The sequence below is a fragment of the Pseudomonas sp. On1 genome (genome assembly GCF_033783325.1).
On record NZ_JAWPOA010000003.1, the window covers coordinates 239,213 to 264,550 of the forward strand.

General features: G+C 63.8%; 28 protein-coding genes and 1 pseudogene. 15 read left to right on the plus strand and 14 right to left on the minus strand.

Annotated features, from left to right (window positions below; all coding sequences use genetic code 11):
* Positions 1-74: 74 nt before the first annotated feature.
* On the plus strand, positions 75-695 hold the full coding sequence (locus tag R5C80_RS04440; protein WP_319049859.1) for a LysE family translocator: 621 nt from the start codon (positions 75-77) through the stop codon (positions 693-695).
* Here the strand turns inward: R5C80_RS04440 and R5C80_RS04445 are convergent.
* Positions 673-1,368: a metallophosphoesterase gene (locus tag R5C80_RS04445; RefSeq protein WP_319049860.1), complete on the minus strand. Its 696-nt coding sequence runs from the start codon at positions 1,366-1,368 to the stop codon at positions 673-675. The two genes, R5C80_RS04440 and R5C80_RS04445, sit on opposite strands and share 23 nt — an antisense overlap.
* Positions 1,369-1,442: 74 nt before the next feature.
* Between R5C80_RS04445 and R5C80_RS04450 the strand changes: the two genes are divergently transcribed.
* On the plus strand, positions 1,443-1,952 hold the full coding sequence (locus R5C80_RS04450; RefSeq protein ID WP_094009987.1) for a DUF3016 domain-containing protein: 510 nt from the start codon (positions 1,443-1,445) through the stop codon (positions 1,950-1,952).
* A gap of 3 nt (positions 1,953-1,955) precedes the next feature.
* Here the strand turns inward: R5C80_RS04450 and R5C80_RS04455 are convergent, their stop codons facing one another.
* On the minus strand, positions 1,956-2,480 hold the full coding sequence (locus R5C80_RS04455; RefSeq protein ID WP_232888138.1) for a DUF2867 domain-containing protein: 525 nt from the start codon (positions 2,478-2,480) through the stop codon (positions 1,956-1,958).
* Positions 2,481-2,562: 82 nt separating this feature from the next.
* On the opposite strand from R5C80_RS04455, the gene R5C80_RS04460 reads away from it, so the two are divergent.
* Together R5C80_RS04460 and R5C80_RS04465 are read left to right on the plus strand one after the other, a co-directional pair.
* On the plus strand, positions 2,563-3,303 hold the full coding sequence (locus R5C80_RS04460; RefSeq protein WP_267302805.1) for a carbon-nitrogen hydrolase family protein: 741 nt from the start codon (positions 2,563-2,565) through the stop codon (positions 3,301-3,303).
* Complete coding sequence (locus tag R5C80_RS04465) at positions 3,300-3,542, plus strand: hypothetical protein (protein ID WP_038706186.1); 243 nt, start codon at positions 3,300-3,302, stop codon at positions 3,540-3,542. The genes R5C80_RS04460 and R5C80_RS04465 overlap by 4 nt, the downstream gene beginning before the upstream one ends.
* A 159-nt stretch (positions 3,543-3,701) precedes the next feature.
* Here R5C80_RS04465 and R5C80_RS04470 read toward each other — a convergent pair whose 3' ends face one another.
* A complete protein-coding gene (locus tag R5C80_RS04470; protein WP_038707546.1) occupies positions 3,702-4,202 on the minus strand; it encodes a methylated-DNA--[protein]-cysteine S-methyltransferase in 501 nt (166 codons plus the stop codon).
* Positions 4,203-4,352: 150 nt separating this feature from the next.
* Between R5C80_RS04470 and R5C80_RS04475 the strand changes: the two genes are divergently transcribed.
* On the plus strand, positions 4,353-4,862 hold the full coding sequence (locus R5C80_RS04475) for a GNAT family N-acetyltransferase (RefSeq protein WP_038706187.1): 510 nt from the start codon (positions 4,353-4,355) through the stop codon (positions 4,860-4,862).
* On the opposite strand, the gene fos is transcribed toward R5C80_RS04475, so the two are convergent.
* The 4 genes from fos to R5C80_RS04495 all read right to left on the minus strand — a co-directional run bounded on the left by fos (position 4,853) and on the right by R5C80_RS04495 (position 6,878).
* A complete protein-coding gene (gene fos, locus R5C80_RS04480) occupies positions 4,853-5,263 on the minus strand; it encodes a fosfomycin resistance glutathione transferase (protein WP_111532809.1) in 411 nt (136 codons plus the stop codon). The genes R5C80_RS04475 and fos overlap by 10 nt on opposite strands.
* Positions 5,264-5,339: 76 nt before the next feature.
* A complete protein-coding gene (locus R5C80_RS04485; RefSeq protein WP_023629951.1) occupies positions 5,340-5,687 on the minus strand; it encodes a hypothetical protein in 348 nt (115 codons plus the stop codon).
* Positions 5,688-5,809: 122 nt separating this feature from the next.
* Positions 5,810-6,358: a GNAT family N-acetyltransferase gene (locus R5C80_RS04490; RefSeq protein WP_023629950.1), complete on the minus strand. Its 549-nt coding sequence runs from the start codon at positions 6,356-6,358 to the stop codon at positions 5,810-5,812.
* 142 nt (positions 6,359-6,500) lie between these two features.
* Positions 6,501-6,878 carry a hypothetical protein gene (locus R5C80_RS04495; protein ID WP_319049861.1) on the minus strand — a complete coding sequence of 126 codons (378 nt, stop codon included), beginning with the start codon at positions 6,876-6,878 and terminating at the stop codon, positions 6,501-6,503.
* A gap of 687 nt (positions 6,879-7,565) precedes the next feature.
* Between R5C80_RS04495 and R5C80_RS04500 the strand changes: the two genes are divergently transcribed.
* Complete coding sequence (locus tag R5C80_RS04500) at positions 7,566-7,772, plus strand: DUF6434 domain-containing protein (protein WP_023629947.1); 207 nt, start codon at positions 7,566-7,568, stop codon at positions 7,770-7,772.
* A gap of 95 nt (positions 7,773-7,867) precedes the next feature.
* Here the strand turns inward: R5C80_RS04500 and R5C80_RS04505 are convergent, their stop codons facing one another.
* Positions 7,868-8,074 carry a hypothetical protein gene (locus tag R5C80_RS04505; RefSeq protein WP_413470261.1) on the minus strand — a complete coding sequence of 69 codons (207 nt, stop codon included), beginning with the start codon at positions 8,072-8,074 and terminating at the stop codon, positions 7,868-7,870.
* 421 nt (positions 8,075-8,495) lie between these two features.
* On the opposite strand from R5C80_RS04505, the gene R5C80_RS04510 reads away from it, so the two are divergent.
* A complete protein-coding gene (locus R5C80_RS04510; RefSeq protein ID WP_023629945.1) occupies positions 8,496-8,771 on the plus strand; it encodes a hypothetical protein in 276 nt (91 codons plus the stop codon).
* Between the two features lie 239 nt (positions 8,772-9,010).
* Here the strand turns inward: R5C80_RS04510 and R5C80_RS04515 are convergent, their stop codons facing one another.
* Positions 9,011-9,367, minus strand: a complete 357-nt coding sequence (locus tag R5C80_RS04515; RefSeq protein WP_023629944.1) for a VOC family protein — start codon at positions 9,365-9,367, stop codon at positions 9,011-9,013.
* Between the two features lie 65 nt (positions 9,368-9,432).
* The gene (locus R5C80_RS04520) at positions 9,433-9,720 is read right to left on the minus strand and encodes a barstar family protein (protein ID WP_081941259.1); all 288 of its coding nucleotides are present in this window, start codon (positions 9,718-9,720) and stop codon (positions 9,433-9,435) included.
* Positions 9,721-9,918: 198 nt separating this feature from the next.
* Between R5C80_RS04520 and R5C80_RS04525 the strand changes: the two genes are divergently transcribed.
* From R5C80_RS04525 to R5C80_RS04540, 4 genes and pseudogenes are all read left to right on the plus strand, one after another.
* A complete protein-coding gene (locus R5C80_RS04525) occupies positions 9,919-10,050 on the plus strand; it encodes a hypothetical protein (RefSeq protein ID WP_023629942.1) in 132 nt (43 codons plus the stop codon).
* A gap of 48 nt (positions 10,051-10,098) precedes the next feature.
* Positions 10,099-10,450: pseudogene (locus R5C80_RS04955) on the plus strand (integrase).
* Between the two features lie 32 nt (positions 10,451-10,482).
* A complete protein-coding gene (locus tag R5C80_RS04535) occupies positions 10,483-12,069 on the plus strand; it encodes an ABC-F family ATPase (RefSeq protein WP_023628643.1) in 1,587 nt (528 codons plus the stop codon).
* Positions 12,070-12,240: 171 nt separating this feature from the next.
* The gene (locus R5C80_RS04540) at positions 12,241-13,407 is read left to right on the plus strand and encodes an MFS transporter (protein WP_319049863.1); all 1,167 of its coding nucleotides are present in this window, start codon (positions 12,241-12,243) and stop codon (positions 13,405-13,407) included.
* Here the strand turns inward: R5C80_RS04540 and R5C80_RS04545 are convergent.
* Together R5C80_RS04545 and R5C80_RS04550 are read right to left on the minus strand one after the other, a co-directional pair.
* Entirely contained in the window at positions 13,366-14,415 is a 1,050-nt protein-coding gene (locus tag R5C80_RS04545; protein ID WP_319049864.1) for a dienelactone hydrolase, read from the minus strand. The two genes, R5C80_RS04540 and R5C80_RS04545, sit on opposite strands and share 42 nt — an antisense overlap.
* 149 nt (positions 14,416-14,564) lie before the next feature.
* Positions 14,565-15,176 (minus strand): FMN-dependent NADH-azoreductase, encoded by a 612-nt coding sequence (locus R5C80_RS04550; protein WP_023631820.1) that lies wholly within the window; start codon positions 15,174-15,176, stop codon positions 14,565-14,567.
* A 133-nt stretch (positions 15,177-15,309) separates the two neighbouring features.
* Between R5C80_RS04550 and R5C80_RS04555 the strand changes: the two genes are divergently transcribed.
* Entirely contained in the window at positions 15,310-16,212 is a 903-nt protein-coding gene (locus R5C80_RS04555; protein WP_038706199.1) for a LysR substrate-binding domain-containing protein, read from the plus strand.
* On the plus strand, positions 16,205-16,579 hold the full coding sequence (locus R5C80_RS04560; RefSeq protein WP_031317135.1) for an MmcQ/YjbR family DNA-binding protein: 375 nt from the start codon (positions 16,205-16,207) through the stop codon (positions 16,577-16,579). Before R5C80_RS04555 ends, R5C80_RS04560 begins: the two co-directional genes overlap by 8 nt.
* 3 nt (positions 16,580-16,582) lie before the next feature.
* Here R5C80_RS04560 and R5C80_RS04565 read toward each other — a convergent pair whose 3' ends face one another.
* On the minus strand, positions 16,583-16,999 hold the full coding sequence (locus R5C80_RS04565) for a VOC family protein (protein ID WP_038706200.1): 417 nt from the start codon (positions 16,997-16,999) through the stop codon (positions 16,583-16,585).
* A 222-nt stretch (positions 17,000-17,221) separates the two neighbouring features.
* Here R5C80_RS04565 and R5C80_RS04570 point away from each other — a divergent pair, with 222 nt between their 5' ends.
* Positions 17,222-21,853 (plus strand): dermonecrotic toxin domain-containing protein, encoded by a 4,632-nt coding sequence (locus tag R5C80_RS04570; protein WP_110604614.1) that lies wholly within the window; start codon positions 17,222-17,224, stop codon positions 21,851-21,853.
* Between the two features lie 2 nt (positions 21,854-21,855).
* Here the strand turns inward: R5C80_RS04570 and R5C80_RS04575 are convergent, their stop codons facing one another.
* Positions 21,856-24,360 (minus strand): UvrD-helicase domain-containing protein, encoded by a 2,505-nt coding sequence (locus tag R5C80_RS04575; protein WP_038706203.1) that lies wholly within the window; start codon positions 24,358-24,360, stop codon positions 21,856-21,858.
* Between the two features lie 187 nt (positions 24,361-24,547).
* Between R5C80_RS04575 and R5C80_RS04580 the strand changes: the two genes are divergently transcribed.
* Positions 24,548-25,246, plus strand: coding sequence for a pirin family protein (locus tag R5C80_RS04580; protein ID WP_023631092.1), 699 nt, complete (start codon positions 24,548-24,550; stop codon positions 25,244-25,246).
* Positions 25,247-25,338: the final 92 nt, after the last annotated feature.

Sequence of the window (25,338 nt, forward strand, 5' to 3'; positions counted from 1 at the left end):
GTTCTGCAATTTTCTTCAATACAACGACGACAACCGGCGCCAGACTGCGCTTCTCCCAGTCCGGAAACCGTCCCATGCAGCAGTTCTTCATCGTCGCCATCGCCCATTTCCTCGCCCTGTTCTCCCCCGGCCCGGACTTCTTCCTGGTCGCCCGCACTTCGGCCAATGCCGGTTGGCGAGTGGCCAGCGGCGCTTGCCTTGGCATTGCCCTGGCCAACGGCGCCTTCATCGCCGCGGCCTTCGCCGGCGTGTCGTTCCTGCGCGAGGGCAGCACGTTGTTCATCGCCCTGCAACTGGCCGGCTGCGCCTACCTGCTGTACATCGGGCAACTGTTCCTGCGGCATGCCGGGCGCAACGCCCTGGTGCCGGCTGCCAATGACGCGGCAACAGCCGCCGGCAACTGGCTGGGCAACCTCGGCATGGGTTTCGCCTCGGGCATTCTCAACCCCAAGAACGCGTTGTTCTACGCAAGCCTCGCAAGCATGGTCGCCAGCAGCACGGCCCTGGTGAAGATGGCCTACGGCAGTTGGATGTTCACCATCGTCCTACTGTGGGACCTGCTGGTAGCGCTGGCTATCGGTAACCGCCAGGTGCTGCGCCGCTTCGCCCATGCCCTGCCCTGGCTGGAACGGGCGTCCGGGATGATGCTGATCCTGCTCGCCGCTGGCGTGCTCACTCGCCTGGCGTGGGGTTGAGCTGCGTCAGGCTGGCGAGGTCCAGCAGGCTGAAGCGACCACGGCTCCAGCCGCCGGTGTCCAGGTGCCAGACGTTGCCCAGCACCTTGATCTCCAGCACCGGTGTATGGCCTACCAGCAAGGCGCGCAGGCCCTTGACCGGGCGGCTGTCGCCCTCCTTGAGGCGCCGGCGCGACCACTGGCACACCTCGCGCACCTGCAGGTCATCCCCGGCCTGCAGGCTCGCACACAGCTGCGCCCAGTCGTCGAACGGGCTGTCGGCATGCAGCAGGCCGACCGGCCCGCCCGCCGTGTCGACTTGCAAGGCGATCGGCAGGCGTTCGAACACCTCGACGAACCGCACCTGGTCGGCCTTTGGCAAATCGAGGAACCATCCGCCGCCGGCCGCCCGGTACATGTCCAGGTCGACCCGGCCGCCGCGCAGGTGATTGACCGCCAGCGACTCGTGGTTGCCCTGCACCGCATGGAACCAGGGCTCGGCCAGCCATTGCAGCGCCTGTGCGCTGCCCGGCCCGCGGTCGACCAGGTCGCCGACGCTGAACAAACGGTCGACCAGCGGATCGAAACCGACCGCCTCCAGGCATTCACGCAAACGCTTGAAATGCCCATGGATATCGCCCACGGCCAGGTCACGGCCACGGCTGTTGGCGGCGATCCGCCTGAACGCAGTCATTGCATCATTCCTCTGCTTCTTTCCGGCACCGGCGTAAAATAAGCGGGTAAACCGCCCGAACCCGGAGGTGCATCATGCGAACCACCCTGGCCAGTGCCGTGCTGATGGTGCTGGCACTAGACAGCATGGCACAGGGCGCCTCGACCGCGCAGGTCGAGGTGCGTTTCGAGCACCCCGAGAAATTCCGCGATGCCAGCCTCGACAATCGGGCCTACCCTCGCAGCGCCGACCCGCAGGTGCTGAAAGTCCTCACCCTGCACCTGCAGAAACTCGGCCAGCGCTACTTGCGGCCCGGCCAGCAACTGGTCATCGACATCCGCGACATCGACCTGGCCGGCCAGTTCGAGCCCTGGCACAGCCAGGCCTACGATGTGCGCTTCATGCGCGAAGTCACCTGGCCCAGCATCGACCTCGACTACACCCTGCAGCAGCCCGGCCAGCCCGCGCTCAAGGCCCAGGAGCACCTGAGCGACAAGATGTACCTCAGCCGCCCAGGCCGCCTGGGCAACAACGACCGGCTGTATGCGGAGAAGGCCATGCTCGGCGACTGGTTCCGCCAGCGCTTCGCCCAGCCGCCCTCTTGAGCGTCACCACGCCAGACGGCGCAGGGCGATGGGCGCGATCAGCCGATGGAACGGTGCCACCGGCAGCATGTACAGGCGGCCAAGCCGATTGTGCGTGCGCACCACGGTGCTCACCAGCACCTCGCAACGACCCTCGGCCGTCGGGCGTCGCAGCAGGGCGATGTGCACGTCCAGGTGCTGGTCGCGGTCGACCAGCAGCACCTCATCCTCGGTGTTGGCCACCAGGGTGAAAATCCCCACCCGCTCTCCGGGCTGGTAGCTGCCCGGGGCGCGGGCCGGGTCTATGGCGGTCAAGCGTCCCAGGTCCTTGAGGCCGAGCAGCGCGACCAGGCGGTTGCGCAGCACCATCAGCGTGTCGATCCAGCCGGGCATGCTTGTCATCAGGCGCAGGAAGTGCGCCATGGCGGGCCGCCCGTCGTCCGCAATTTCAATCGCCCGGCAATGGCGAAAACCCGCCTTAGCAGCATGCGCTGCGATCAGCGAGTCGGCGGGTATGGTGGCGGCGTGGGTCATTGTGTTTTCGTCCATGAAATCGACACATCGGTACTGGGAGGGAACGGCCGTCGATTGTATCCTCGACTGCCGACGACATGCCAAGGACGGATACTCCATGAAGAGCTGCGCAGTACAGCTGGCTTTGAGCAAAGGCGATGTGGCCGCCAATATCGCCCATCATTTGCACGCCATCGAACAGGCCGCGGCCCTGGGCGCCGAACTGCTGGTGTTCCCCGAACTGTCCTTGACCGGCTACGAACCAACGCTGGCCCGGCAACTGGCCATGCCCGCCGACTCGCCGCAACTGGTACCGCTGCAAGCCGCGTGCGATCGCTTCGGCGTAACGGCGGCGGTCGGCCTGCCGATGCCGACCATGGCCGGCGTGCGCATCGGCATGCTGGTATTGCGCCCGAGGCTGGCGCCGCTGGTGTATGCGAAGCAGCGCCTGCATGACGACGAACTGGACTACTTCGTGCCCGGCAGCACCTCGCTGGTGTTCGCCGCCGGCAGCCACCAGGTGGCGCCGGCCATCTGCTATGAATCGATGTTCCTCGAGCACGCCGCGCACGCCCAGGCCCAGGGCGCCGACCTTTATCTGGTCAGCGTGGTCAAGACCGAGGAAGGCATCCGCGCAGGGGCTGCGCACTACCCGCAGGTTGCCCGGCGGCTGCGCATGCCGGTGATCATGAGCAACTGCGTCGGCCCTGCGGACATTTACGTGGGGGCCGGGCAGTCCGCGGCCTGGGATGCCGAAGGCAACCTGCTGGCCTGCCTCGGAGACGTAGCGCCAGGCCTGCTGCTGCTCGACACGGCGACCGGCACTGCCCAGGCATGGCCGCTGGAGCTGTGCGCATGAAGTATGCGCTGGTGATCCTGGCCAGTTATGCCAGTGTCTGGTACCTGGTGGGCACCCTGATTCGCGGGCGCCTGGCCGATATCGCCGAAGGTCTGCGCCATCGCCCGGACGCCCCGCCTGCGGGGCAGTACCTGCGCGAAGTCGAAGCCCACGCCCGCCGTGCCCACCGCCACTACAGCCTGTTTGCCGGCACCGTGCTGGCGCTGGTGTTGACGGTATTCTGTGCCTGGCTCAGCTGACGCCTAGGCTCTGTACGAAAAGCCTTGATACTTGTTCATGCTGCGTTGAAAACAGCCTCGGAATGCTCATGTACTCCAGTACAGTCGGGCGCGAACCCGGCCGTTTCTCGGCTGTTTTCGCCTTGCCTGACCTGCGTCTCAAAACTTTTCGTACAGAACCTAGAAATCCAGCGCCAGGCTCTGGCGCCCCTCCAGCGCCAGCAGATACTGCTTGGCCGGCAAGCCACCGGCGAAACCAGTGAGACTGCCCGAGGCCCCGATCACCCGGTGGCAGGGCGCGATGATCGAGATCGGGTTGCGGCCGTTGGCCGCGCCCACCGCCCGAACCGCATCGGGCTTGCCGATCTGCCGGGCGATCTGGCCGTAGCTGCGGGTCTCGCCGAAGGGAATGCTCAACAGCGCCGCCCACACCTCACGCTGGAACGCGGTCCCGGCAAAGTCCAGGTCCAGCTCGAAGCGCTGGCGTTGCCCGGCGAAGTACTCGCCCAGCTGGCGGGCGGTCTCGCGCAGCACGCCGTGCTGGTCGTCGCGGTGCAGCTCGCCGAGGCGCACCCGGTTGTCCCGCTCATGCTCCCACAGCACGGCGGCCAGCCGCTCGCCCCGCGCCACCAGGGTCAGGGTGCCGACAGGCGATTGCATGAGGGTGAAGGCACAGGACATGGCAGGCTCCGGCAGGATGACGTTCGCTGCACTGTACCCATCGCGGCGCGGCCACGCATCCGCTTTCTTGCCCAGCCATCGCCACTGGCCAGTCCGCAGCGCCGCCCCGTACACTGAGGCGCCACTCGTTTTTCAAAGGACGGAAACACAGTGAACGACGCCTCGCCCGACATCGTCATCGAACGCTTTGCCGAGCAGCACCTGCACGGTATCACCGCGCTCTACAACGAACCCGCGGTGTGCCGCCAGGTGCTGCAGATGCCCTACCAGGGCGTCGAAGTGTGGCGCGAGCGCCTGGCCGCCTACCATGACCGACAAATCCGCCTGGTGGCGGTGCACCAAGGCCAGGTGATCGGCAATATCGGCCTCGACCAGAGCACACGCATCCGCCAGGCGCACCTGGGCGAACTGCTGATGGGCGTTGCCCAGGCCTGGCAAGGCAAGGGCGTCGGCTCACGGCTGATGACGGCCATCCTCGACATTGCCGACAACTGGATGAACCTGCGCCGGGTCCAGCTCACCGTCTACGCCGACAACGAACCGGCACTGGCGCTGTATCGCAAGTTCGGCTTCGAGGTCGAAGGCCGGTTGCGCGACTACGGTGTGCGCGATGGGGTGTTTGTCGACGCGCTGTGCATGGCGCGGTTGCGTCAGTCGTAGAACACCATGCCTGCATAAGGCTTCGCCCGGCAGGCCGCCAGCCGCGATTGCAGATCACCGACATGGGCTTCGAGCTGGTGGCCATCCGGGTCGAGAAAGTACAGCGAGTCTCCCTCGCTGCTGTCCTGCTTCCACAGGCGCACGTCGTGCTCGCGCAAGCGCTGGGCGAAGGCCGCGAAGTCGCCCTGGCAAATGGAAAACGCGTAGTGCGTGTACGTGCGCTGCAGGTCGCCCGCCTCTACCTGATCGACCGACAGGCACAGCCACAGCTCGCCCAGGCTCAGATAGGCACCCCGCTCCCACCGAGCACTGAGCCTGAAGCCCAGTACCTGCTGGTAGAACACGATGCTGTCGGCAAGGTTGGAGACGGCCAGGGTGAGATGGTTGAATCCGTTCAACATGAGAATCGTCCGAAGTGAAGTAGGACAAGAGCGTTTCGCGGGACGAGGCAAACGGCAGCGTCCCGCGAAGCGCCGATCATACCCTCGAACACATCAGCGCGGCATCGAGCAGGCGCCCCTTGTCATACCAGGCATCGCGTTGATAGGCGGAGTATTGTTGCCGCCCAGGGGAGCCCTGGACCTTCACCAGGCCGTCGGCCTTGTTCGGATCAAGGCTGGCGACAAACAGCTCGAGGGCGTCCTGGTTCTGCACGATAAAGGTCGTCGCGTTTGCGGGAAGCTCGGCTTTGACGCAGTTCAGGTAATCCGGCGGGGCTTTCGCGGTCACGCCGAAGGTGTTGTCGCGCCCGGCCCGGATATCGGGATCATGCGCGCAACCGGCCAGCAGCAGGCTGGCGGCCAATGCCATCATCAAGCGATTCATACAGACTCCAACCACCCCAGCAGGATGCCCTGGACAGAGTCACACAGCCACCACCCTTTTTAATAGTCTGCTTACGATCTACAAGCCTAGCCCCGGAGTGACGGGTGCGGTATGCCGGTTCGCTATATCGCCTGGGTGGGCCGGTCGATCCGGTAGAGCACGTGGGGTCGCAACGGATTGCCTTCAGGCACCGTCACGTCGAGGAAGTCCTCCTGCGGATCCGAACGCATGCCCAGCCTCTGCATCAATGCCCTGGAGGGTGTGTTGATGCTCGAGGTGTAACCGATGACCTGAAGCAACCCAAGGGTCGACCACGCGTGGGCCAGGCACGCGCTGGCCGCCTCGAATGCGTAGCCCTTGCGCCAGTGTTCACGCCCGAGGATCCAGCCGATTTCGACATGCGGGCCGCCCGGTATCTCGTCCCCGGTCGAGGACAAGCCAAGCCCGCCGATCAGCGCGCCATCCTCCTTGCGCTCGACCGCGACAAAGCCGAAACCGTGCGTTTGCAGGTGCCGATCGCACTCGGCAAGCATCGTGCAGGTTTCAGCGGGCGTCAGTATTGCCGGGTAGTAGTAGCGCCTGACTTCGGGGTCGGCGTTGACGAGGGCAAAGGCTTCGATGTCCCGCTCTGCCCAAGGGCGCAGGACAAGACGAGGAGTCTCGATGAACATGGGTAAGGCGCAGCTCCCTTCTACCAGACATGACCGACATCGCCTTGCGATGCCAGTGAGGCATGGGAATCTAGCACATGCGCATGACCGCGGAACTCCGGCCCTCAATCGACCGGAGCCCGGACAGGTCAATCAATCGCGATCAAGGTTTGCCGAACACATAGAAGCTCAGGTTGGCCGAGCTCTTGCCGGCGGCGAACAAACCGCGCAGATTGTTCATCGAAACGCTGCGAATGTTGAAGGTCTCCTGGGTGGAGTAGCTGTCATCGATGCTGACGTACTGCAGGTTCTTGTCGCTGCCACCGGAATAGTCCAGGCGAACCATGAAGGTGCCCGCGCCGGCGGTGGTCCTGAGGATGAAGGATTTGTACTGCTGGATCTGCGCTTCGACGAAGTTAGCGCCGGCCCGCTCACCTTCCTTGCCCTTAACATCGCAACGACCGCTGCTCAGGTAGGTATAGCCTGGAGGTACCTGGACATCGGCGGTCAGTTCTTCTTTGAAAACCTGTTGCTGTGTCATGACTCATGCTCCTTATGAGTAGGATTTACGTACAGCACTGGTGAGTCTACAAGCGCCCGCCAAGTCGGCGCTGCTGGCGGACAAGCGGAGCACGCGAACGAGCACGCAAACAAAAATAGCCCCCCGAACGAATGCAATCCTCACAGATGCCCGATCTCCCGCCCAGACGAATTCCCGAGCACTCTGTGCCCGGCCCCGATTCTGGGGACGTGTCCCCAAGCGTGGGATCAGGCACTGGCCTGCAAGAATACGAAAACCGCCACCACATCCAAGGCCAGCACGGCGGCCACCACGAAGCTCATGAAATAGAGGTCATCCTGGAACATGTCTGCACTCCCGCCTGGTGGGTTTGCTTGACTCAAGCAACTCCCATTCCAGCCTGCCCGCTTCAAGACCATGTCCATTGGTCAGGCGTGGCGGGTCTATTGCGTAAACAGGTGCTTACTGATCACTCACTCCGGCTCTACGCAAGGATGCCAATCGAGGTGTGCCCCGATGAGACGCATCCAGAAAATCGTCCAGCAGCGCCGTCGGCAGTTGCATGTGCACCTGCCGCCCAGCGAATTGAAGGCGTTGAGCCGTGACGATGGGCCCGGCACGGCGAAAGCCGCATGGATGCCGGAGAGGCGCCAGACCACAACAAGTGATGCTAGGCTCCAGCGAACCTGGCCATCCAAGGTAGTGGAAATGAGCTTCGACTGGCACGCAGGCCCTATCACCCGCACGACCCTGCTCGACAAGAACTACCGCAATACGCAGAAGGTCCGGCAGTTCCTGCTCGGTGAATGCGGCGCAGCGTTCAAGTTTGATCGGACCTTCATGGCCTGGATCAAGAGCGGAGCACCCTCCACCATGGGGGATGTCGCGGATGAATGGATGCGTACGCGCAGGTGACAGCCAGGCGGCTAATGCTGCCCGCCGATCATCCTGGGAAGTCGTTAAGACGAAAAAGCCCGCCAGATGGCGGGCTCTCTGCCTGAGACGCGGGATCAGTTTGTCTGAATGCCTCTGATCAACTGAAGACGCATCGGGTAGCCCTGGCCAGGCTGAACCACAGTCTCGGTTTCAACGGTCTGCACGACTTTTCCCTGAGCATCTTTGGTGACGGAAATGGTCTTGCTGTACGAACTTTGGACAACGCAGCCGCTCAGCGTGGCGCTGGCAACGATAAGTGCCAGGAAAACAACGTGTTTCATATCGAGCATCAATCCTTGGAAATGGGCGGCGCGCAATGTAGCAACATGCCATCATCAAGGGAAGCCTGTGGTTTGAGTTCGGCTTTGGTAGTTCTTGTCATCCCCCACGTGCCGCCCCTTGGCTCGTCCCCCTGCACTCCCCTGTAAGGCAAGCCAATGTGAAAGCCTTGTTCACGCTTGAGCATCAGCCCGGGCGCGTAAATTGGTCAAATCTCGAAATTGGAAAAAGCCATCGCACTACTTGCTTTAATTGTTTCATGGTCTTAACTGCGTAGCACAACAAGCCAAAGTGGAAAAAGCATGAGTTCTCTTTTAGGCCCATGAGCTAACCTAACTACTAATCACAAGTAGCAGTGGCAAGTCTGCACATTCCAAATAGGGAGCCAACTCATGGAATCTACAACCCAAAGGGACTTAAAATATGAAGCTCACGATCACCAATGGCGCAAGCACCTCAGTTGACATTGCAGTGAGTACATGGCGTAACGACGGCAATGACAGCTACTACTCAATAGCTCAGGGGGAATCTGATACCTGGGACCGCAGCGACGCAAGAGGGTACTTGATGGCGGTAAAAATGAAATCCCAGGTAAAAACCTACTACATCTCCCAAACCAGCAAAATCGTTGTTGAAGACAACCTTGTGAAAGACCACGGTCAAACGCTTAATCCGCTATATGCAGTGAATAACATGTAACACCAGCAGCGGTTGTCAACTGCAGAATGACTGGCATGCTGCACAGTGCTAGTCATTCTGCATGAACGATTATATATTTCCAACAAGCCGGCACTGCATTCAAGCTGTGATCGCCGCCACCTGCCAACCGAGTGCACAATCGACTTCTCATGGTGTGCTTGAGCGACGATTACGCTCCGAGGAGAGTCTGAGCCGGTAGCGGGAGGAAGTTTTCCCAGCAAGTCTCGGGCTTCATTCGCTCAGGTCGCTGCGGTCCAGACGGCCAATTCATACCCATCAGGATCAGTGAAGTGGAATCGCTTCCCACCCGGAAACGAAAACACCTCTCGGCTGATCTTTCCGCCCGCAGCCAACACTCTGCCTTGGGCATCAACAAGGTCGTCCGAATACAAGATGACCAGCGGGCCACCGGGCCTGACAGGCTCGCCCGTGGTGAAACCACCAGTGAGCCGACCGTCGCTGAACTCAGTGTATGTGGGGCCGTAGTCGACGAAGCTCCAACCGAATACTGCGCCGTAAAACTCCTTGCTGCGCTTGATGTCGCTGACGTTGAATTCGATATTGTCGATCTGACGATCTGTTCCTCTGCTGCTCATTGGTACCTCCTTGTAAAGAGGTTGAACTCTACCACAGCCAAGCGATAGCCAAGCCATGCATCACATCAGTCAAAAATCACCATTGGAGCCAGCTCTGGATACTCGGTAGCGAGATCGTCCAAGCACTCTTTCAGTAATGCAGCGTCAACCGGCAGGCATTCCACCAACGATCTCCAACCCAGTAACCGCAGCTGACCTGGCATCTCTACCAGTCCAGTGACTGCGTCCCAAAATGCATCCCAATTGCAGCCGTACCAATACGGGAAACCTAGCGCCTCGCTTAGTGCAGCATGTAACTCTGCGGTGAAAGCGATTCCATTCAGGTCGACTGTCGCGGCACGTAAATTAGTCATTGCTGAAGCTCAGAGAAACGTTCGATATCGCCAGCATCCAAAAATCAAAGTAAGCAGTCAAATGCCGTCTCGGGAAGAAAGCCACGCGCGGAAGGTCTTCGACCTTGATCGCCAGCACCGTGGGACATTCACTCCTTCCATCTGCGCTAATTCTGCCCTCCCAGACCACTCTCATGAAGGGTGCGAAGATGCCCGACGATGAGAGGCGGATTTGCCCAGGCGCAGGCAGGAAATCACTTCGAGGAGCGCATAGCAACAATCCAGCTCATCATCGTTGACCGCCAGCCTGCGAAGACAAAGCACCACCGGGTGGTGCAGCTGAACGACTGAGCGCTCAACACCATAGGACAGGCGCAGCGCCTGGCCGACTTGAGGCTGATGGCCTCAAGGTCGGCCTACCCTATCAGCCCATTTGTGCTCCAACCGAGTAAAGGTGGGCTGTGGATCAACGAGCCAAGTGTTACAATCCGCCGATTCAAATCAGCGCTCATGGCGCTGGATATCCGTGAGCGCCGGCAGTACGACACCCGCCACACCTACGCAACCCTGTGCCTGATGGCTGGGATGGACCTATGCGTTCATCGCGAACCAGCTCGGCCATGGCGTCGAGATGTTGCCCTCTACCTACGCGAAATGGATCAGCTCCTCCTCGGACTGGAGGGAGCTGGAGAAGCTGCTGCCCCGAGTCGAACTGGCCCAAGATTGGCCCAAGACTGATGACAGGGCCTAAATACACCTCTGGAACCCCCGCAGGACAAGCACTTGATTTCTACCGCCAATATCACCATGCAGTTCGGCTCCAAGCCCCTGTTCGAAAACGTCTCGGTCAAATTCAACAACGGCAACCGCTACGGCCTGATCGGCGCCAACGGTTGCGGCAAGTCGACCTTCATGAAGATCCTCGGCGGCGACCTTGAGCCGTCCGGCGGCCAGGTGATGCTCGAGCCCAACACCCGCCTGGGCAAGCTGCGCCAGGACCAGTTCGCCTATGAAGAATTCACCGTGATCGACACCGTGATCATGGGCCACGAGCAGCTGTGGAAGGTCAAGGCCGAGCGCGATCGCATCTACTCGCTGCCGGAAATGACCGAGGAAGACGGCATGGCCGTCGCCGAGCTGGAAACCGAGTTCGCCGAGATGGACGGCTACACCGCCGAATCCCGCGCCGGCGAACTGCTGCTGGGCCTGGGCATTCCCCTGGAACAGCACTTCGGCCCGATGAGCGAAGTGGCGCCAGGCTGGAAACTGCGCGTGCTGCTGGCCCAGGCGCTGTTCTCCGACCCGGACGTGCTGCTGCTCGACGAGCCGACCAACCACCTGGACATCAACACCATTCGCTGGCTGGAAACGATCCTCACGGCGCGTAACAGCACCATGATCATCATTTCCCACGACCGTCACTTCCTCAACAGCGTCTGCACCCACATGGCCGACCTGGACTACGGTGAACTGCGCCTGTTCCCGGGCAACTACGACGAATACATGACCGCGGCCACCCAGTCGCGCGAGCAACTGCTGTCGGACAACGCCAAGAAGAAAGCCCAGATCGCCGAGCTGCAGACCTTCGTCAGCCGCTTCTCGGCCAACGCCTCCAAGGCCAAGCAGGCCACCTCGCGCGCCAAGCAGATCGACAAGATCCAGCTGGCCGAGGTCAAGCCATCGAGCCGTGTCAGCCCGTTCATCCGCTTCGAGCAGACGAAAAAGCTGCACCGCCAGGCGGTGATCGTCGAGAAAATGGCCAAGGCCTTCGACGACAAGGTGCTGTTCAAGGACTTCAGTTTCACCATCGAAGCCGGCGAGCGCGTGGCGATCATCGGCCCAAACGGTATCGGCAAGACCACCCTGCTGCGCACCCTGGTCGGCGAGATGAAGCCGGACGCTGGCGCGGTGAAGTGGACCGACAGCGCCGAAGTGGGCTACTACGCCCAGGACCACGCCCACGATTTCGAGGACGACGTGACGCTGTTCGACTGGATGGGCCAGTGGACCAGCGGCGAGCAGGTGATCCGCGGCACCCTGGGGCGCATGCTGTTCTCCAACGACGAGATCCTCAAGTCGGTAAAGGTGATCTCCGGTGGTGAACAGGGCCGCATGCTGTTCGGCAAGCTGATCCTGCAAAAGCCCAACGTACTGGTGATGGACGAACCGACCAACCACCTGGACATGGAGTCGATCGAGGCGCTGAACCTGGCGCTGGAAAACTACCCGGGCACCCTGCTGTTCGTCAGCCACGACCGTGAGTTCGTGTCGTCGCTGGCCACCCGCATCATCGAGCTGACGCCCGAAGGCGTGGTGGACTTCAGCGGCACCTATGACGACTACCTGCGCAGCCAGGGTGTGGTGGTCTGATCCAGCTCTGAGTCATCTACATCGCGGGGCAAGCCCGCTCCTGCAATGCCTTCGCGGCATTCGCAGGAGCGGGCTTGCCCCGCGCTGCGTTTAATTAGTTAGCCTGCTTTCTTTTCCCTCGCGCCGCAGCCATGATGGGCACAGCCCCACCGCCCGCCCGCGAACGAGCCCATGACAGCCCCTCACGCTTCCAGTGTCACCCTGCAGATCCTCTCGATCGTCTTCTACACCTTCATCGCCTTCCTCTGCATCGGCCTGCCGATCGCGGTGCTGCCTGGCCATGTGCACGATCAACTGGGCTTCGGCGCGGTGATCGCCGGCCTGACCATCGGCCTGCAGTACCTGGCCACCCTGCTCAGCCGGCCTTTTGCAGGGCGAGTGGCTGACACCCTGGGCGGCAAGCGCGCCATCCGCTATGGCCTGTACGGCATCGCCGGTTGCGGCGTGCTGACCCTGCTTTCAGCCTGGACCCTCGCCCTGCCCTGGCTGAGCCTGGCGCTGCTGTTGGGCGGCCGACTGCTGCTGGGGATCGCCCAGGGGCTGATCGGCGTCGCGACCTTGAGCTGGGGGATCGGCCAGGTGGGGCCGGAACATACCGCCCGGGTCATTTCCTGGAACGGCATCGCCTCCTATGGCGCCATCGCGATAGGAGCGCCGGCCGGCGTGCTGCTGGTGGACAGCCTGAGCTTCGCCGTGCTAGGCCCGGCGCTGTTGCTGCCGGCGCTATCGGCCCTGCTGGTGCTGCGCACGCGCCCCGAGGTCGTGGTAGCCGGCGGGGAACGGTTGCCGTTCTGGTCGGCGTTCGGGCGGGTGGCGCCTTGCGGCCTGGGGCTGACCCTGGCATCGATCGGCTACGGCACCCTGACCACCTTCGTCACCCTGTACTATCTGGAGCGCGGCTGGGTCGGCGCAGCCTGGTGCCTGAGCGCCTTCGGCCTGTGCTTCATCCTGTCGCGGCTGCTGTTCGTCAACGCGGTCAACCGCTTCGGCGGCTACAACGTGGCCATCGCCTGCATGGCCACCGAGGTCCTGGGCTTGACCATGCTGTGGCTGGCGCCCTCGCCGCTGTGGGCGATGCTCGGCGCCGGGCTGACTGGCTTCGGCCTGTCGCTGGTGTACCCGGCCCTGGGAGTCGAGGCAATCCGCCAGGTACCCAGCAGCAGCCGTGGCGCCGGGCTGGGCGCCTACGCGGTGTTCTTCGACCTGGCGCTGGCCGTCGCCGGCCCGGTGATGGGCGCGGTGGCAGTACACCTAGGGTATGCCTCGATCTTCGCCGTCGCCGCCCTGCTCGCCCTGTCAGGGGTGGGCCTGACCCTGTTGCTGGCCCGCCGCGGCTGAACGTTCGGCGGGCTCCGGTGCGCCCAGTGCCTGGCTGAAGAAGGCGGTAGTCTCGCTGCGCAGCGAGCGATGGATATGTCGACGGTCGACACCCTCGGCGTCCTTGCACAGTACCGGCATGCGCAGGTGTTGCTCGTCGTCGCAGGGGGCCATGAACACGAAGTGCCCGGCACCGGCCAGCAGGCGGTAGTCAGGTGTTACCGGCAGCTTGCGCGCCAGGGCATCAGCGTTGTGCTCCAGGGCCAGTAATTGGTCGTTGTCGCCGCTGTAGATCAGCGCCGGCACCTGCACGCCGGCCAGGGCGTGGCGACCGAACATCAGGCTCAGCGGCGCCATCAGCATCACCGCGCCCACCCTGGCGTCGGCGCGGGGCGCCAGTTCACTGTGGTCGGCGATCAGCACGCCATGGGTCTTGCAGGCGTCGGCGTCACCTGGGCGTTGCTCGCAGTAGCGGCGCAGGCGTTCAAGGTCGGGCCGCGCGCCAGAAAGGATCAGCGCGGTCTCGCCACCGGCGGAATAGCCAATCACCCCGACCTTGCCCTCATTCAGGTACGGCGCGAGCAGTCTGTCGTTTCGCGCCGCTGTGATCGCGGCGCTGATCTGCAGCGGCCGGCCATAGAGGTTGCTGAGGGTGCCCAGGCGGCTATGGTCGCGGTTGTTGTCGCCGGGATGGACCACCGCCACCACCACGAAGCCCTGTCGGGCCAGGCCGTTGGCCAGGTCATGCAGGGCCATCGGGCTGCCGGTGTTTCCATGGGAGATCACCAGCAGCGGGAACTGGCCCATGGCTACCGGTGCCTCTTCGGCGACACGGGTCTGGTAGCCCTCGATGCGTACCGGGCGCGCCTCGCCGCTGGAGGGGTAGAACGCCAGGGCCTGCATGGGCTTGGCGTCCACCGGATCGACCAGGGTCAGCCGGTGCAATCCGGCCACCCACGGCGCTGCATCGGCGCGGGCCAATAGGCCGCCCAGCAGGAATAGCGCCATCAGCAGGCTGCTTCGCTTCATCGCAGGGCGCTCCCAGGTTCAAGGCACTGCGCGGTACACGGGTATGGATGCCAGCATAGAACCCGGTGCGCTGGCGGCACATGAAAACTGGATGAAAAAAAGCCGGCTGGCGCACGAGGCGACAGCCGGCTTTGAATCGGTGGCAACAATCAGGCAGCGGCGAACAGCTCACCTGCGATCTGCGCCTGGGCGGCATCGATGGCCTTGGCGCGGTGCTCAGGGCCATAGGCCAGGCCGTGGGCGCGGACGATTTCCAGGTCGGTGATGCCGATGAAGCCGAGGAACACCTTGAGGAAGTCCTCATGGCCGACACCGGTCGGCTGGCCCTGGTGCAGGCCACCGGCGGTGGACACCAGGATCACTTTCTTGTCACCGCACAGGCCTTGCGGGCCGGCTTCGGTGTAGCGGAAGGTCTGGCCAGCTACCGCCACGCGGTCGATCCAGGCCTTGAGCTGGGTCGGCACGGTGAAGTTGTACATCGGCGCACCGATCACCACCGCGTCGGCGGCGAGGAACTCTGCCAGTGTTTCCGCACTGAGCTTGGCTTCATGAGCCTGTGCGGCATCGCGCATTTCCTCGGGGGTGCCGGCGGCCACGAGGGTGGCGGCGGAGAAGTGGCTGATGGCATCGTTGGCCAAGTCACGGTAGACCACCTCGATGCTCGGGTCGGCGGCCTTCCAGGCCTCGACCACTTCGCGGCTCAGCTGGCGGGAGGCGGAATTGTCGCCCAGGATGCTCGAATCGATATGCAACAGTTTCATGGGACTCTCCTGTGAATGAAGACCGCGGCGGTGGGCGATCACGATGTAGAGAATCCTATCGGCACATCGAATAGCTGATAAGTCGGCAAAAACGCGTTAGTTTGTTCCACTGATGGAACAATGAGACTATCAAATGCAAGACCTCAACGATCTCTTCTACTTCGCCCGGGTGGTCGAAGCCGGTGGCTTCGCTGCTGCCGGGCGCCAGCTGGGCATTCCCAAGTCGCGCCTGTCGCGGCGCATCGCCGAGCTGGAAGAGCGTCTTGGCACGCGTCTGCTGCAGCGCACCACCCGGCAACTCAAGCTGACCGCCGTGGGCGAGCGTTACCTGAACCATTGCCAGGCCATGCTGCTGGAGGCGGAGATGGCCGATGAAGTGGTGGCCAGCATGTCCAGCGAGCCCCGCGGCCGGCTGCGCGTCTCGTGCCCCGTGGCCCTGGCCCATGCATTCCTGCCAGATATCATCAGCCGCTTCCTCGCCCAGTACCCCTTGGTGCAACTGGACATGGTGCTGCTCAACCGCCGGGTCGACCTGATCTCCGAAGGCATCGACGTGGCCCTGCGCGTGCGCGACCTGGGCGATGAGGACCCAGCCTTGGTCACCCGACGCCTGCGCCAGGCGCAGATGCAACTGGTGGCCGCACCAGGGTTTGCCGACCATATCCGCGAGCCTGCACAACTGGCGACCCTGCCGGTGCTGGGCGCTGCCGAGGCTGACCGGCTGGTGCATTTTCGCCTGCATGGCCCCAACGGGCGGCAGGAGGAAGTCGCCCTGGAGCCGCGCCTGGCCATCGACGACTTCGTCGTGCGCAATGCCGCGGTACGCGCCGGCCTGGGCTTTACCGCCCTGCCGTCGATGTTCTGCGAGGAGGAACTGGCCCGTGGCGAACTGGTGCGCCTGCTGCCAGACTGGTCGCTGCCTGGCGGCTACCTGCAGGCGGTCTATCCGCATCGGCGCGGCCTGCTTCCAGCAGTACGCGCATGGATCGATCACCTGGCAACCTCGTTCGAGGCCTGTGGAGAGCGTTATGTCTGAGAAAAGGATGACCGAGGAGCAAGTGGCGGCGCTGTGCCTGGCCCTGCCGGGCGCTCAGGAAGACTACAAGTGGGGTGGCATCCGTGTGTTCTCGGTGGCCGGCAACAAGATGTTCGCCGTGCAGGACCTGGGCGGCGCGGGCCTGTCGTTCAAGGTGGCCGACGAGCTGTTCCTGGGTTATTGCGACCGCCCCGGAATCCGCCCGGCCCCGTACCTGGCACGGGCAAAGTGGATCAGCATGCTGCCGCCCTATCCCATGGGCCGCGACGAGCTGAGCGACCTGCTGCGCCGCTCGCACCAACTGGTGGTGCGACGCTTGCCCAGGCGCCAGCAGGTTGGGTTGCTGCTGGGGACGGCGGACGCCTAGGCTTCAACCCGGTAATGGCGGCCCTTTGAGCTCGATCCGGTTGCCGTCCGGGTCGAAGCAGTACAGCGACATGCCCTCACCTTCGGCTCCGTAACGCTTCTCGGCAGCCTCCACCCTGACACCGGCCTCGTGCAACAGCGCGCTCAGCGCCTGTTCCTCGAACGGCTCGATGCGCAGGCAGACATGATCGACATTATGCCCACACTGGCCGGGCGCCTCGCCGCCCTGGCGCCCCAGCGGGCCGTCGACCGCCACCAGGTCGATCAGGCCGTCACCGGCGCCAAGGTGGATCATCCCCAGTGTGTCCCGACGCTTGCGCACCGGGCAGCCGAGCAGCTCGTGATAGAAAGCCAGGCTGCGGGTCAGGTCGCTGACGCGCAGGACGACATGGTCGATGCGTAGTATGGCGAAAGCTGGCATGGCGAAGCTCCACGATCAGGCTTTGCCTAGACCATAGCAGCCGACCTGCGAAGACACCCTAGGCCATTGGCGTCAATGACCGACGGTGGGTACAGCACAGCCTTTGTGGGGCAAAAGACCGTGGGCGTGTCAGCCATTGCCCTGGTGGCAGCAGCAATCATGTACCGCTCCAGGCGCCGCTAACTGCCCTTGAATGGCCGCTCCCACTTTTGGAATGCGACCATGCACCACAGCGAACCGCCCTACCACCAGGAACAGATCCTGCGCAGCCTGCCGGGCTGGACCAGGCACCTGCACCCCCACCACGTCAGCAGACTGCTGCGGCGCGCCCACCGCGAGCATATCCAGCAAGACGGGCAGCCAGCCCCCTGGTTCGCCCAGGCCCCGGCCGCCCGCCAGGCCGAGTTGCGCCAGGCCATCAAGCAGCGCGCGACGAGCCACCTGGCTCTGGCCAAGGCACTGCAAGACTTGCGCGGTATCACCGAGTTCTGCGAGCCGCTGCTGCAGGCACGACTGGGCAGTCAGGTGGCGCTGACACAGGCCCGGTTCAGGCATCAGCCGTTCACGTCGAGCCTGGGTGGCGAATTCCCCGACCCGGACGCGTCCCATCATGCCCCAAGCACTCCGGCCACGATCGAGGAACCGGCCGGCACCGCCAGTCTCACCAGCCTGCTCGAAGCGGCCCTGCACAATTTCGAGGGCGTGGCCGAGGTCGGCCCTTACAGCACCCTGCAAGTCAGTGCCGACGACAGCAGTGCACTACCCGGCCTGAGCACTGCCGCGTTTGTCACCCATTGCCGTCTGCTCGACCTGGGCCGGCGCTACCAGGAGCACCTGCAGGATATCTACGGTGGTCAGCGTAGAACGCTGTTGTGCGCCCTGTGGAGTCAGGCCCGGTGCCATGAGCTCACCGTACAGGCGTTGATCGCACGGATGCGCGGACACCTGACCGACGACGGCCTCCAGGCCGTGCGACAGCTCAGTAGCACCGGTTCGATGCCGCGCTACCGAGGTGCACCGGCCAGGGTAGCGGTGTTGCGCATGCTCGATACCCAGTTGCACGATCTGTTGCTGTTGACATCGAGCGGCCAGTCCACGCCGTCGTGCATCGCCTACTTGCCTTTTGACCATGCGCGACCGGTGCAGGAGTTCGACAACCTGCTGGCCTTCGGCAGGTACTTGCGTCGTCGCTTGCTGGAGCCCGCCTATCGCGAACGCTTCCTGGAGCATGTTGCCCTTAAGGACCGCCCAGGCATGGCGAGCAAGCTCAGGGCCAGACTGTTCGGAGCCACCGCGAGCGGCATGCGCCCGCTGGAAACGCCGTCTCCCGCTTTCGCCGAAACCGAGCCAGGCCTACATCCCTGGCAAGGCCTGCCGGCCACCCCCTTGCTACAGCAGCAGGATCCGCCCGCTCCCATCCGCTTCCCCGCACTGGCGATCCATGAAGTCGCTGTCGGCTTCCCCGTATGGCCGAAGCTGTTCAATGACCACGTACACCGCCTGCGGGAGGACGCCCGCTGCATCGCGGTGCCAACGGCGGACGTCGATGCCAAGGCCCGGCGTGAGCGCCTGGCTTTGTGGCGCGAGCGTGGCCTGAATGTGCTCGGCGTGGCGGCCATGTTCGTTCCCGGACTGGATGTCGCCATGCTGGCCGTGGGCGCAGGCCAGGTCATGGCGAGTATTTTCCACGGCTTCGAAGCCTGGTCCGAGGGTGACAACGCGCAAGCGGTGAACCAGGTCGAGTCGCTTCTGATCAACCTGGGCAGCGTGACCGCCATCGCCGGTGTTACCAAGCTGGCCCAGGCCTGTGGGTTCGTCGATTGGATGCAAAGCCTGTGGCTGGAGGGCCAGGAACTGCTATGGCACCCTGAACTCGAGCATTACCGCAGCCCGGTGGAGTTACCGGCGGGCCTTGAGCCCGACGAGCAAGGCATCTTTCACCATGATGACCGGCATTTCGTCGACCTGGACGGTACGCTCCACGAAATCCGCCGCGGCCTCGAGGGACAATGGCGCGTTGTACACCCTGCCGACCCTCGCGCCTATCAGCCAGCGCTGTACGGCAATGGCAGCGGTGCCTGGCGCATGGCGCACGAGCGACCACAAGACTGGGGGCGGGCCAAACTGATGCGCCGGCTGGGACCGCTTGGCGACGGGCTGACCGACGAGGAGCTGATTGCGGCATTCGACAGCACCGGCCTGGAGCGCGGCGTGCTCGAGCAGATGCACGTCAACGGCCGGCGCGCCCCCGCGCTACTGGAGGACGCCTTGCGGCGACTCAAGGCCGACAGCCTCCATCAAGTCCCGGCCCCGCCGGGTTGCGCTGCGGCGCTGACGATCGGGCGCGTGTTCTCCGGACTGCCCATGCAAGCACTGGAAGAGCTGGTGGCCACCGCCAACGGCGCCGAACGGCAAGCCCTTCTCAGCGGGCGGGTCCCCCTGCGGTTGGCCGAAGAGGCGCGGCTGTTGCAAGCCCGGTGCCGGCTGGACAGGGCGATCCTGGGCTTGTATCGCCCCAGCCTGGCCAATGCCGACAGCCGGCTGATCAGCGACAGCCTGTTGGCCGCACACCCGCAATGGACGCCCGAACAGTGCTATCACGCAGCCCTGGCCAACCGCCCAGCGACCGCACGCATGCTCGGTCAGCAACCGTCACAACCGGGCTGGCACTCACCTTTGCGCCTGAGCGACGGGCGTTACGGCTATCCACTGAGCCCCGGTTTGTTCGCCACGCGGGCAGAGCGCGAGCTGCATGCCCTGTACCCGGGGCTCAATGGTCGCGAGGTGCGCCAGTTACTGGCCACCCTGCGCGTCCGCGCAGGTGTGGCCGAACAGATACAGGCGCTGCGCATCCAGCTGTCCTCGCTGCGCGAACAGCTGCACGCCTGGACCGACAGAGGCACCCAAGACTGGGGTGACGAAGTCGGTGCGGGCTACGCCAGGACCGCAGACCTGCTCGTGCGGGCCTGGCAACGTCTGGACGGCGACATGCTGAGTCTTTCCAATGTCGCCCTCGACGCCCTGCCGATACTCACGGCACGCTTCGACCATATCACCACGCTGTCGCTGGAGAATCTCAATGTGATCGAGATGCCCGCCGACTTCCTGCAGGCCTTCCCGGCACTCAGGCGCGTCGATGTGCGAAACAGCTCCCAGTTGAGCGCCAGCTCGGTGCTGCAGGCATTGCGACACGCCCCACGGTTGCAGGAGCTTCGCTTGAGTGGCACGCGCCTGGGCGCGCTGCCCGCCGTGGCCCATGAGGTACTCCCCACCTTGCAGGACCTGCGCATCCTGGAAATGCCACATCACCAGCTGACGCTCACCTTGCCTGACCTGCGGATGCTCACCGGACTGCCGCTGGAAACGCTGGACCTACGCGCCAATCGTATTGCGCTGGATGCCGACACAGCGGATTTATTCAGTTCGATGCGACCACTGCGCCACTTGCTCCTGAGCAACAACCCCCTCGCCACCAGTCCCAACCTGACCGGCCTGGACAACCTCGCCACCTTGCGCCTGGATAGCAGCCGACTGCGCCTGTGGCCTACTGGGTTGAGCGGCCTGATGCAGCGCAATCCTTGCATGCTGCGGGTGGTGGACCTGAGCAATAACGGCATCGAACAGGTACCGGGGCTGCCCGCCCTGTTGTCCTCTCCCTTCCTGGGTGAACTGTTGGCCAGGCGTGCGTCATACCGCTGGCGGTTCAACGACAACCCGTTGGACGAGACAACCCGCGAAAGCCTGCAGATTGCCGGCGCTTCGGTCGAACAACGTGTCGAGGGGATCGACGGCACCGTGTCACCATGCCGAATCGACTGGTTGCAAAGCGCCAGCCAGCAACAGCGGGCAATGTGGGCAGCGCTATTCGACGCAGACGAGCATGCCAGCCTGCGCCAAGTCGTCGAACAGGCGGGCCTGTCGGCCAGTGCCCATCGCCATCCCCGAGCATTTGCCCGCCAGGTATGGGCACTGCTCGAGCGCGCAAGCGCCAGTACTCGCCTTCGTGCACGCCTGGACGACGTGGCCGATGAGTTCCCGGTGAGCTGTGGCGATGCAGGCGCCGATGGTTTCGGCACCTTGCAGATCGAAGTGATGGCCTACGATGAGTCCGCAGGCGCGGAGGTCGCCACCCCACCACTGTTCCAGTTCTTCCGGCGCCTGTTCCGGCGTGACCAGGTGAACACCTTGGCCCAGGACCTGTTCAACGCCCGCGTAGCTCGGCGAGATGCCCTGCGCGCTCGGGATGCCTGGGCCACCCGGCCGCTGGCCGAGCGTGGCGCCAGGCCCGTGCTGCCAGCCCTGCATCGCTTTGACACCTTGTCCGACGACGTGCTGCACAATGGCGTCGGTGAAGGCCTGGACCTGATCGAGATACGCTTGGCCCTGCGTACCGGCCTGGCCAGGCGCCTGGACTTCCCCGAGCCCCAGCAGGCGATGTTGTACCGCCACACGGCCGAAATCTCGCCGTGGACCGAGGAAGCGGTGTTGGAGGAAGTCGACGCCCGGGACCGGGACGCCGAGGCTCGCCGCCAGTGGATCGCCCGGCAACCAAGTTGGCGACGCCTGCTGCGCCAGGAGAACAGAGCCCGGTTCGAGATGCTCAGAAAACGCTGGGACACCGGCATGGACTACCTTGAGGGCAACGACCTCGACGGCGCGCTCGAAGCACCGGTGATCGAAGCGCTGACCCAGGCCTTGGGTCGCAGCCCGCTGGGCGAGGATGGCCAGCCCCTGCGTGAACCCATCGCCAGCGAGGGTTACGTCGAGGGGATGAACCGCATGGCCCTGGGCCTTGAAGAGGAAGAAGATGCTCTCTACCTGCGCCTGACCCGCCGCCGCGACCCCAACAACTGAGCCTACTGGCCGCGCAGGTCTTCGAAAAAGGCCTCCTGCCCCAGGACTTGGCTCGACGCACGTGCCTGCCCGGCAGCCTCGCCGCTGGCTTTCTCCACGTGCCAATAGCATTGCCGGACCGCCCGCGTCACCGCCACGTAGGCCAGGCGCTGTACCTCTTCTTTCTGCGCCGTGTCGAACGCCTGGGCGTCTGCTGGTTTGCCCAGGCCGGCCAGGCGATAGACCTGGTTCTTATAGGGCGAGCTGGTCAGGTATTGGCAATCGCCAAGCATGAACACCGCGTCAGCCTGTAGTCCCTTGGCACTGTGATAGGTCAACTGGCGCAGGCGGCGCTGGCTGGGCGGCAAGCTAGAATCCACTTTAGCTATTTGCGACAAATGCTTTTCAATCAATAACTTATCGCTTGTTTTTCGAAACAGCATTAGTACCGTTTCACCGCGCTGGTAATGCTCGATCACCGTTTCGGCCAGTGCGGCCTCGTCCCGGTCGAAGACCTTCACCGGCGACAGCGGCAGCTCGGCCGCCAGCCCACTGGCCCTGGCCTTCTTGCCGGTGATGGCCGAGGCGCCTTTGACCAGATGCTCGGCGGCCTCGATGATGTACTGCTGGCTGCGGTAGTTTTCCACCAGCATCACCCGCGTGTTGGCCGGTGACGGGAAGGCCTTGGTGAACTCCATGAAGTATTTCGGCGAGCTGCCGCGCCAGCCGTAGATCGACTGCCAGTCATCGCCCACGCACATCAGCGATGAATGTTGCGCCACCCGCCCGCTGTGCATGGCCGGCCCACGGCGACGGATTTCGGCGAGGCAGGCACGCAGCCAACTGACGATCTGCGGCGAGACGTCCTGGAACTCGTCGATCATCAGATGCGCCAATGGGCGTAGCAAGGGATCGGGGAGCAACCCGAGGTTCTCCGGATTGTTCTCGCCAAACAGGGCAAACATGCGGTTGTAGGTCATCACCGGCGGCGACTGCGCCAGCAGGTGTGCTTCCAGTGCTTTCCAGAACAGCGCGAGGGCCTCGAAGAATGCCGCGTCGCTGTCGCCGGACGGGAAGTTCATGGCGGCCACGGCGGTGTTGACGTCCAGGCCGAGGTTCTCAATGAAGCTGGCGGCGCTGACGAAGGCGTCGAGCAAGGGCGCCGGAGCCAGCTCGCCCTTCACCTTGTACTCGAAGCCCGGACCGGCCACGGCATCACCCGCCAAGGACGTCGCAAGTCGTTTTGCCGCCGCATAATTATCGAGCCATATCAATGGCTTATCGCAAAAAGCTTGAAATAGGGTGCGCTTTACCGCCCATTCCGCGCGCACCGCCAGCTTGGCGCCCGGCCGCTGGTACTGGGCGCTTTCAGACGGGTCGAAGCCCAATACCACCCAGGCGTCCAGCCCTTCCAGACGGCCATGGACATGAAAGCGGCTGCCGCGGATCTGCACCGTGTCCCGGCACGGCTCGATACCCTTGATTGGCCAGGCACCGGCGGTAAACCACAGGTCTTCGATCACATCGCACAATTCCTCGTCGCGCTGGGCGGCCAGCTGGGTTACCTGTACACGCTTCTGCACATCCGGGTGGTCCGGGTCCAGCGGCTTGAGCAGCAGCGCCTCCTGGCGCAACGCGCCGACCAGCTGGACGAAACGCGGGCTCTGGCCCAGCAGGTCGCTGTAGCACTGGTTGAGCTGCTGGCGTTGGGCATCGTTCAGGCGCAGGTCGAACGGGTTGCTGTCAGCGTTCGCCTCGCCGCCTGCGGGCATTTCGTTGCCCAGGGTCTCGAACGCCCGCACCTGGGCAAAACCCGGCAGGCTGCGCACCAACGGCAGGATGCGCGAATGGAATGTACGCACCAGCTCTCGCCCCTGGGCAGGCGACAATTCGAGCTGCCACAGGGCGAACACCTGCAGCAGGCGCTGGATGAAGTCACGGCGCGACTCGCGGGTGAAGGTCACCACGGTCAGGGCATCGAGCTCGAAGCCCAGGTAGTGGCGCAGCAGCAGGATGCGCAGCACCAAAGACGTCGACTTGCCGGCGCCGGCGCCGGCCACCACGCAGGTCGAGGGCGTGTCGCTGAAAATCAACTTCCATTGCGCCGCGCTCGGTTGTGCCTCGCCAGGCAACCGCTTGGCGACATCAGCCTTGAAGCGCCTTTTCAGCTCGGCGGTCACCGGCAGGCGCCAGTCGTCGAACAGGTTGTCATCACGTCCCGGCGTCGCAGCCTGGTCCGGGCGGGTATCGCGGATCACCAGGACCTGGCGCCCGGCCTCATAGCCATCGACCCGGCCTTGCTCGTAGCCCTCACGCAAGCCATCGGCATGGCCGTTGCGCTGCCCCGTGGCGTGGCCGAGGAACCAGGAGTCGCGATGCTGCGCCTGCAGGCGCGACAAACCGCGGCCCAACAGGCGCGCGACCAGGCGACGCAACCAGGGCAACTGGGCGGGAGGGGTCAGGTCGGCCGGGGCCCGGGGATGCTCGTGCGGCACGGTCACTCCGTTGAAAATCAGAACAGCCGGCATGTTCGCCTCATCCGCGCAAAAGTGCCAGCGAATGCTTATGGATCAGTGGATTAGGCGATGAAGCGCATGCAGAGTCGCAAACTAAATTATCGAATTTAGCGATTGTATTTAGCCGATATTTACGCTTTTTATCGATATTTTAAACGCGCATCATGACCTCATTCCACCGACTCATAGGAGCGCCACCATGCTGCAACTGCGACCCTTCGAAAGCCTTGGCCACGCCAACCACGGCTGGCTCGACGCCCATCATCACTTCTCCTTCGCCGAGTACCATGACCCGGCACGCATGCACTGGGGCAACCTGCGCGTGTGGAACGACGACCTGATCGCGGCCGGTGCTGGCTTCCCGCCGCACCCGCACCGTGACATGGAGATCATCACCTACGTTCGCGAAGGCGCCATCACCCATCAGGACAGCCTGGGCAACAAGGGCCGCACTGAAGCTGGCGACGTGCAGGTCATGAGCGCTGGCAGCGGCATCGTCCACAGCGAGTACAACCTGGAGAAGGTCGACACGCGGATCTTCCAGATCTGGATCATCCCGGAAAAGGTCGGTGATGCGCCCTCCTGGGGTAGCCGCCCCTTCCCCAAGGGCGAACGTGGCGAAGGCTTCGTGACCCTGGCCAGCGGCCGCGAAGGCGATGACGACAGCCTGCGCATCCGCACCGACGCGCGCCTGGTGGCCGCGACCCTGCGCGCCGGTGAAAGCGCCGAGTACCGCCTCGATGAGGGCCGCCGCGGCTACCTGGTACCTGCCAAGGGACGGATTGAAGTGAACGGCTTGCAAGCCAAGGCCCGTGACGGGGTGGCGATCGAGCAGGAAACGCTGCTCAAGGTGACGGCGCTGGAAGACAGCGAAATCGTGCTGGTCGATGTAGCCTGATCGACCTTGGCCGGCCGCCGGCGCAGGCCGATATCGCACTTTTTCGCGTTTGTGCGCTCTATGCATGGCCAGGTCCCACCGATCCCCGGTGG

Coding starts and splice junctions, on each gene's coding strand:
- R5C80_RS04440 (WP_319049859.1), top strand. CDS start 75: ATGCAGCAGTTCTTCATCGTCGCCATCGCCCATTTCCTCGCCCTGTTC.
- R5C80_RS04445 (WP_319049860.1), bottom strand. CDS start 1,368: ATGACTGCGTTCAGGCGGATCGCCGCCAACAGCCGTGGCCGTGACCTG.
- R5C80_RS04450 (WP_094009987.1), top strand. CDS start 1,443: ATGCGAACCACCCTGGCCAGTGCCGTGCTGATGGTGCTGGCACTAGAC.
- R5C80_RS04455 (WP_232888138.1), bottom strand. CDS start 2,480: ATGGACGAAAACACAATGACCCACGCCGCCACCATACCCGCCGACTCG.
- R5C80_RS04460 (WP_267302805.1), top strand. CDS start 2,563: ATGAAGAGCTGCGCAGTACAGCTGGCTTTGAGCAAAGGCGATGTGGCC.
- R5C80_RS04465 (WP_038706186.1), top strand. CDS start 3,300: ATGAAGTATGCGCTGGTGATCCTGGCCAGTTATGCCAGTGTCTGGTAC.
- R5C80_RS04470 (WP_038707546.1), bottom strand. CDS start 4,202: ATGTCCTGTGCCTTCACCCTCATGCAATCGCCTGTCGGCACCCTGACC.
- fos (WP_111532809.1), bottom strand. CDS start 5,263: ATGTTGAACGGATTCAACCATCTCACCCTGGCCGTCTCCAACCTTGCC.
- R5C80_RS04485 (WP_023629951.1), bottom strand. CDS start 5,687: ATGAATCGCTTGATGATGGCATTGGCCGCCAGCCTGCTGCTGGCCGGT.
- R5C80_RS04490 (WP_023629950.1), bottom strand. CDS start 6,358: ATGTTCATCGAGACTCCTCGTCTTGTCCTGCGCCCTTGGGCAGAGCGG.
- R5C80_RS04495 (WP_319049861.1), bottom strand. CDS start 6,878: ATGACACAGCAACAGGTTTTCAAAGAAGAACTGACCGCCGATGTCCAG.
- R5C80_RS04500 (WP_023629947.1), top strand. CDS start 7,566: ATGAGCTTCGACTGGCACGCAGGCCCTATCACCCGCACGACCCTGCTC.
- R5C80_RS04505 (WP_413470261.1), bottom strand. CDS start 8,074: ATGAAACACGTTGTTTTCCTGGCACTTATCGTTGCCAGCGCCACGCTG.
- R5C80_RS04510 (WP_023629945.1), top strand. CDS start 8,496: ATGAAGCTCACGATCACCAATGGCGCAAGCACCTCAGTTGACATTGCA.
- R5C80_RS04515 (WP_023629944.1), bottom strand. CDS start 9,367: ATGAGCAGCAGAGGAACAGATCGTCAGATCGACAATATCGAATTCAAC.
- R5C80_RS04520 (WP_081941259.1), bottom strand. CDS start 9,720: ATGACTAATTTACGTGCCGCGACAGTCGACCTGAATGGAATCGCTTTC.
- R5C80_RS04525 (WP_023629942.1), top strand. CDS start 9,919: ATGAGAGGCGGATTTGCCCAGGCGCAGGCAGGAAATCACTTCGAGGAG.
- R5C80_RS04540 (WP_319049863.1), top strand. CDS start 12,241: ATGACAGCCCCTCACGCTTCCAGTGTCACCCTGCAGATCCTCTCGATC.
- R5C80_RS04545 (WP_319049864.1), bottom strand. CDS start 14,415: ATGAAGCGAAGCAGCCTGCTGATGGCGCTATTCCTGCTGGGCGGCCTA.
- R5C80_RS04550 (WP_023631820.1), bottom strand. CDS start 15,176: ATGAAACTGTTGCATATCGATTCGAGCATCCTGGGCGACAATTCCGCC.
- R5C80_RS04555 (WP_038706199.1), top strand. CDS start 15,310: ATGCAAGACCTCAACGATCTCTTCTACTTCGCCCGGGTGGTCGAAGCC.
- R5C80_RS04560 (WP_031317135.1), top strand. CDS start 16,205: ATGTCTGAGAAAAGGATGACCGAGGAGCAAGTGGCGGCGCTGTGCCTG.
- R5C80_RS04565 (WP_038706200.1), bottom strand. CDS start 16,999: ATGCCAGCTTTCGCCATACTACGCATCGACCATGTCGTCCTGCGCGTC.
- R5C80_RS04570 (WP_110604614.1), top strand. CDS start 17,222: ATGCACCACAGCGAACCGCCCTACCACCAGGAACAGATCCTGCGCAGC.
- R5C80_RS04575 (WP_038706203.1), bottom strand. CDS start 24,360: ATGCCGGCTGTTCTGATTTTCAACGGAGTGACCGTGCCGCACGAGCAT.
- R5C80_RS04580 (WP_023631092.1), top strand. CDS start 24,548: ATGCTGCAACTGCGACCCTTCGAAAGCCTTGGCCACGCCAACCACGGC.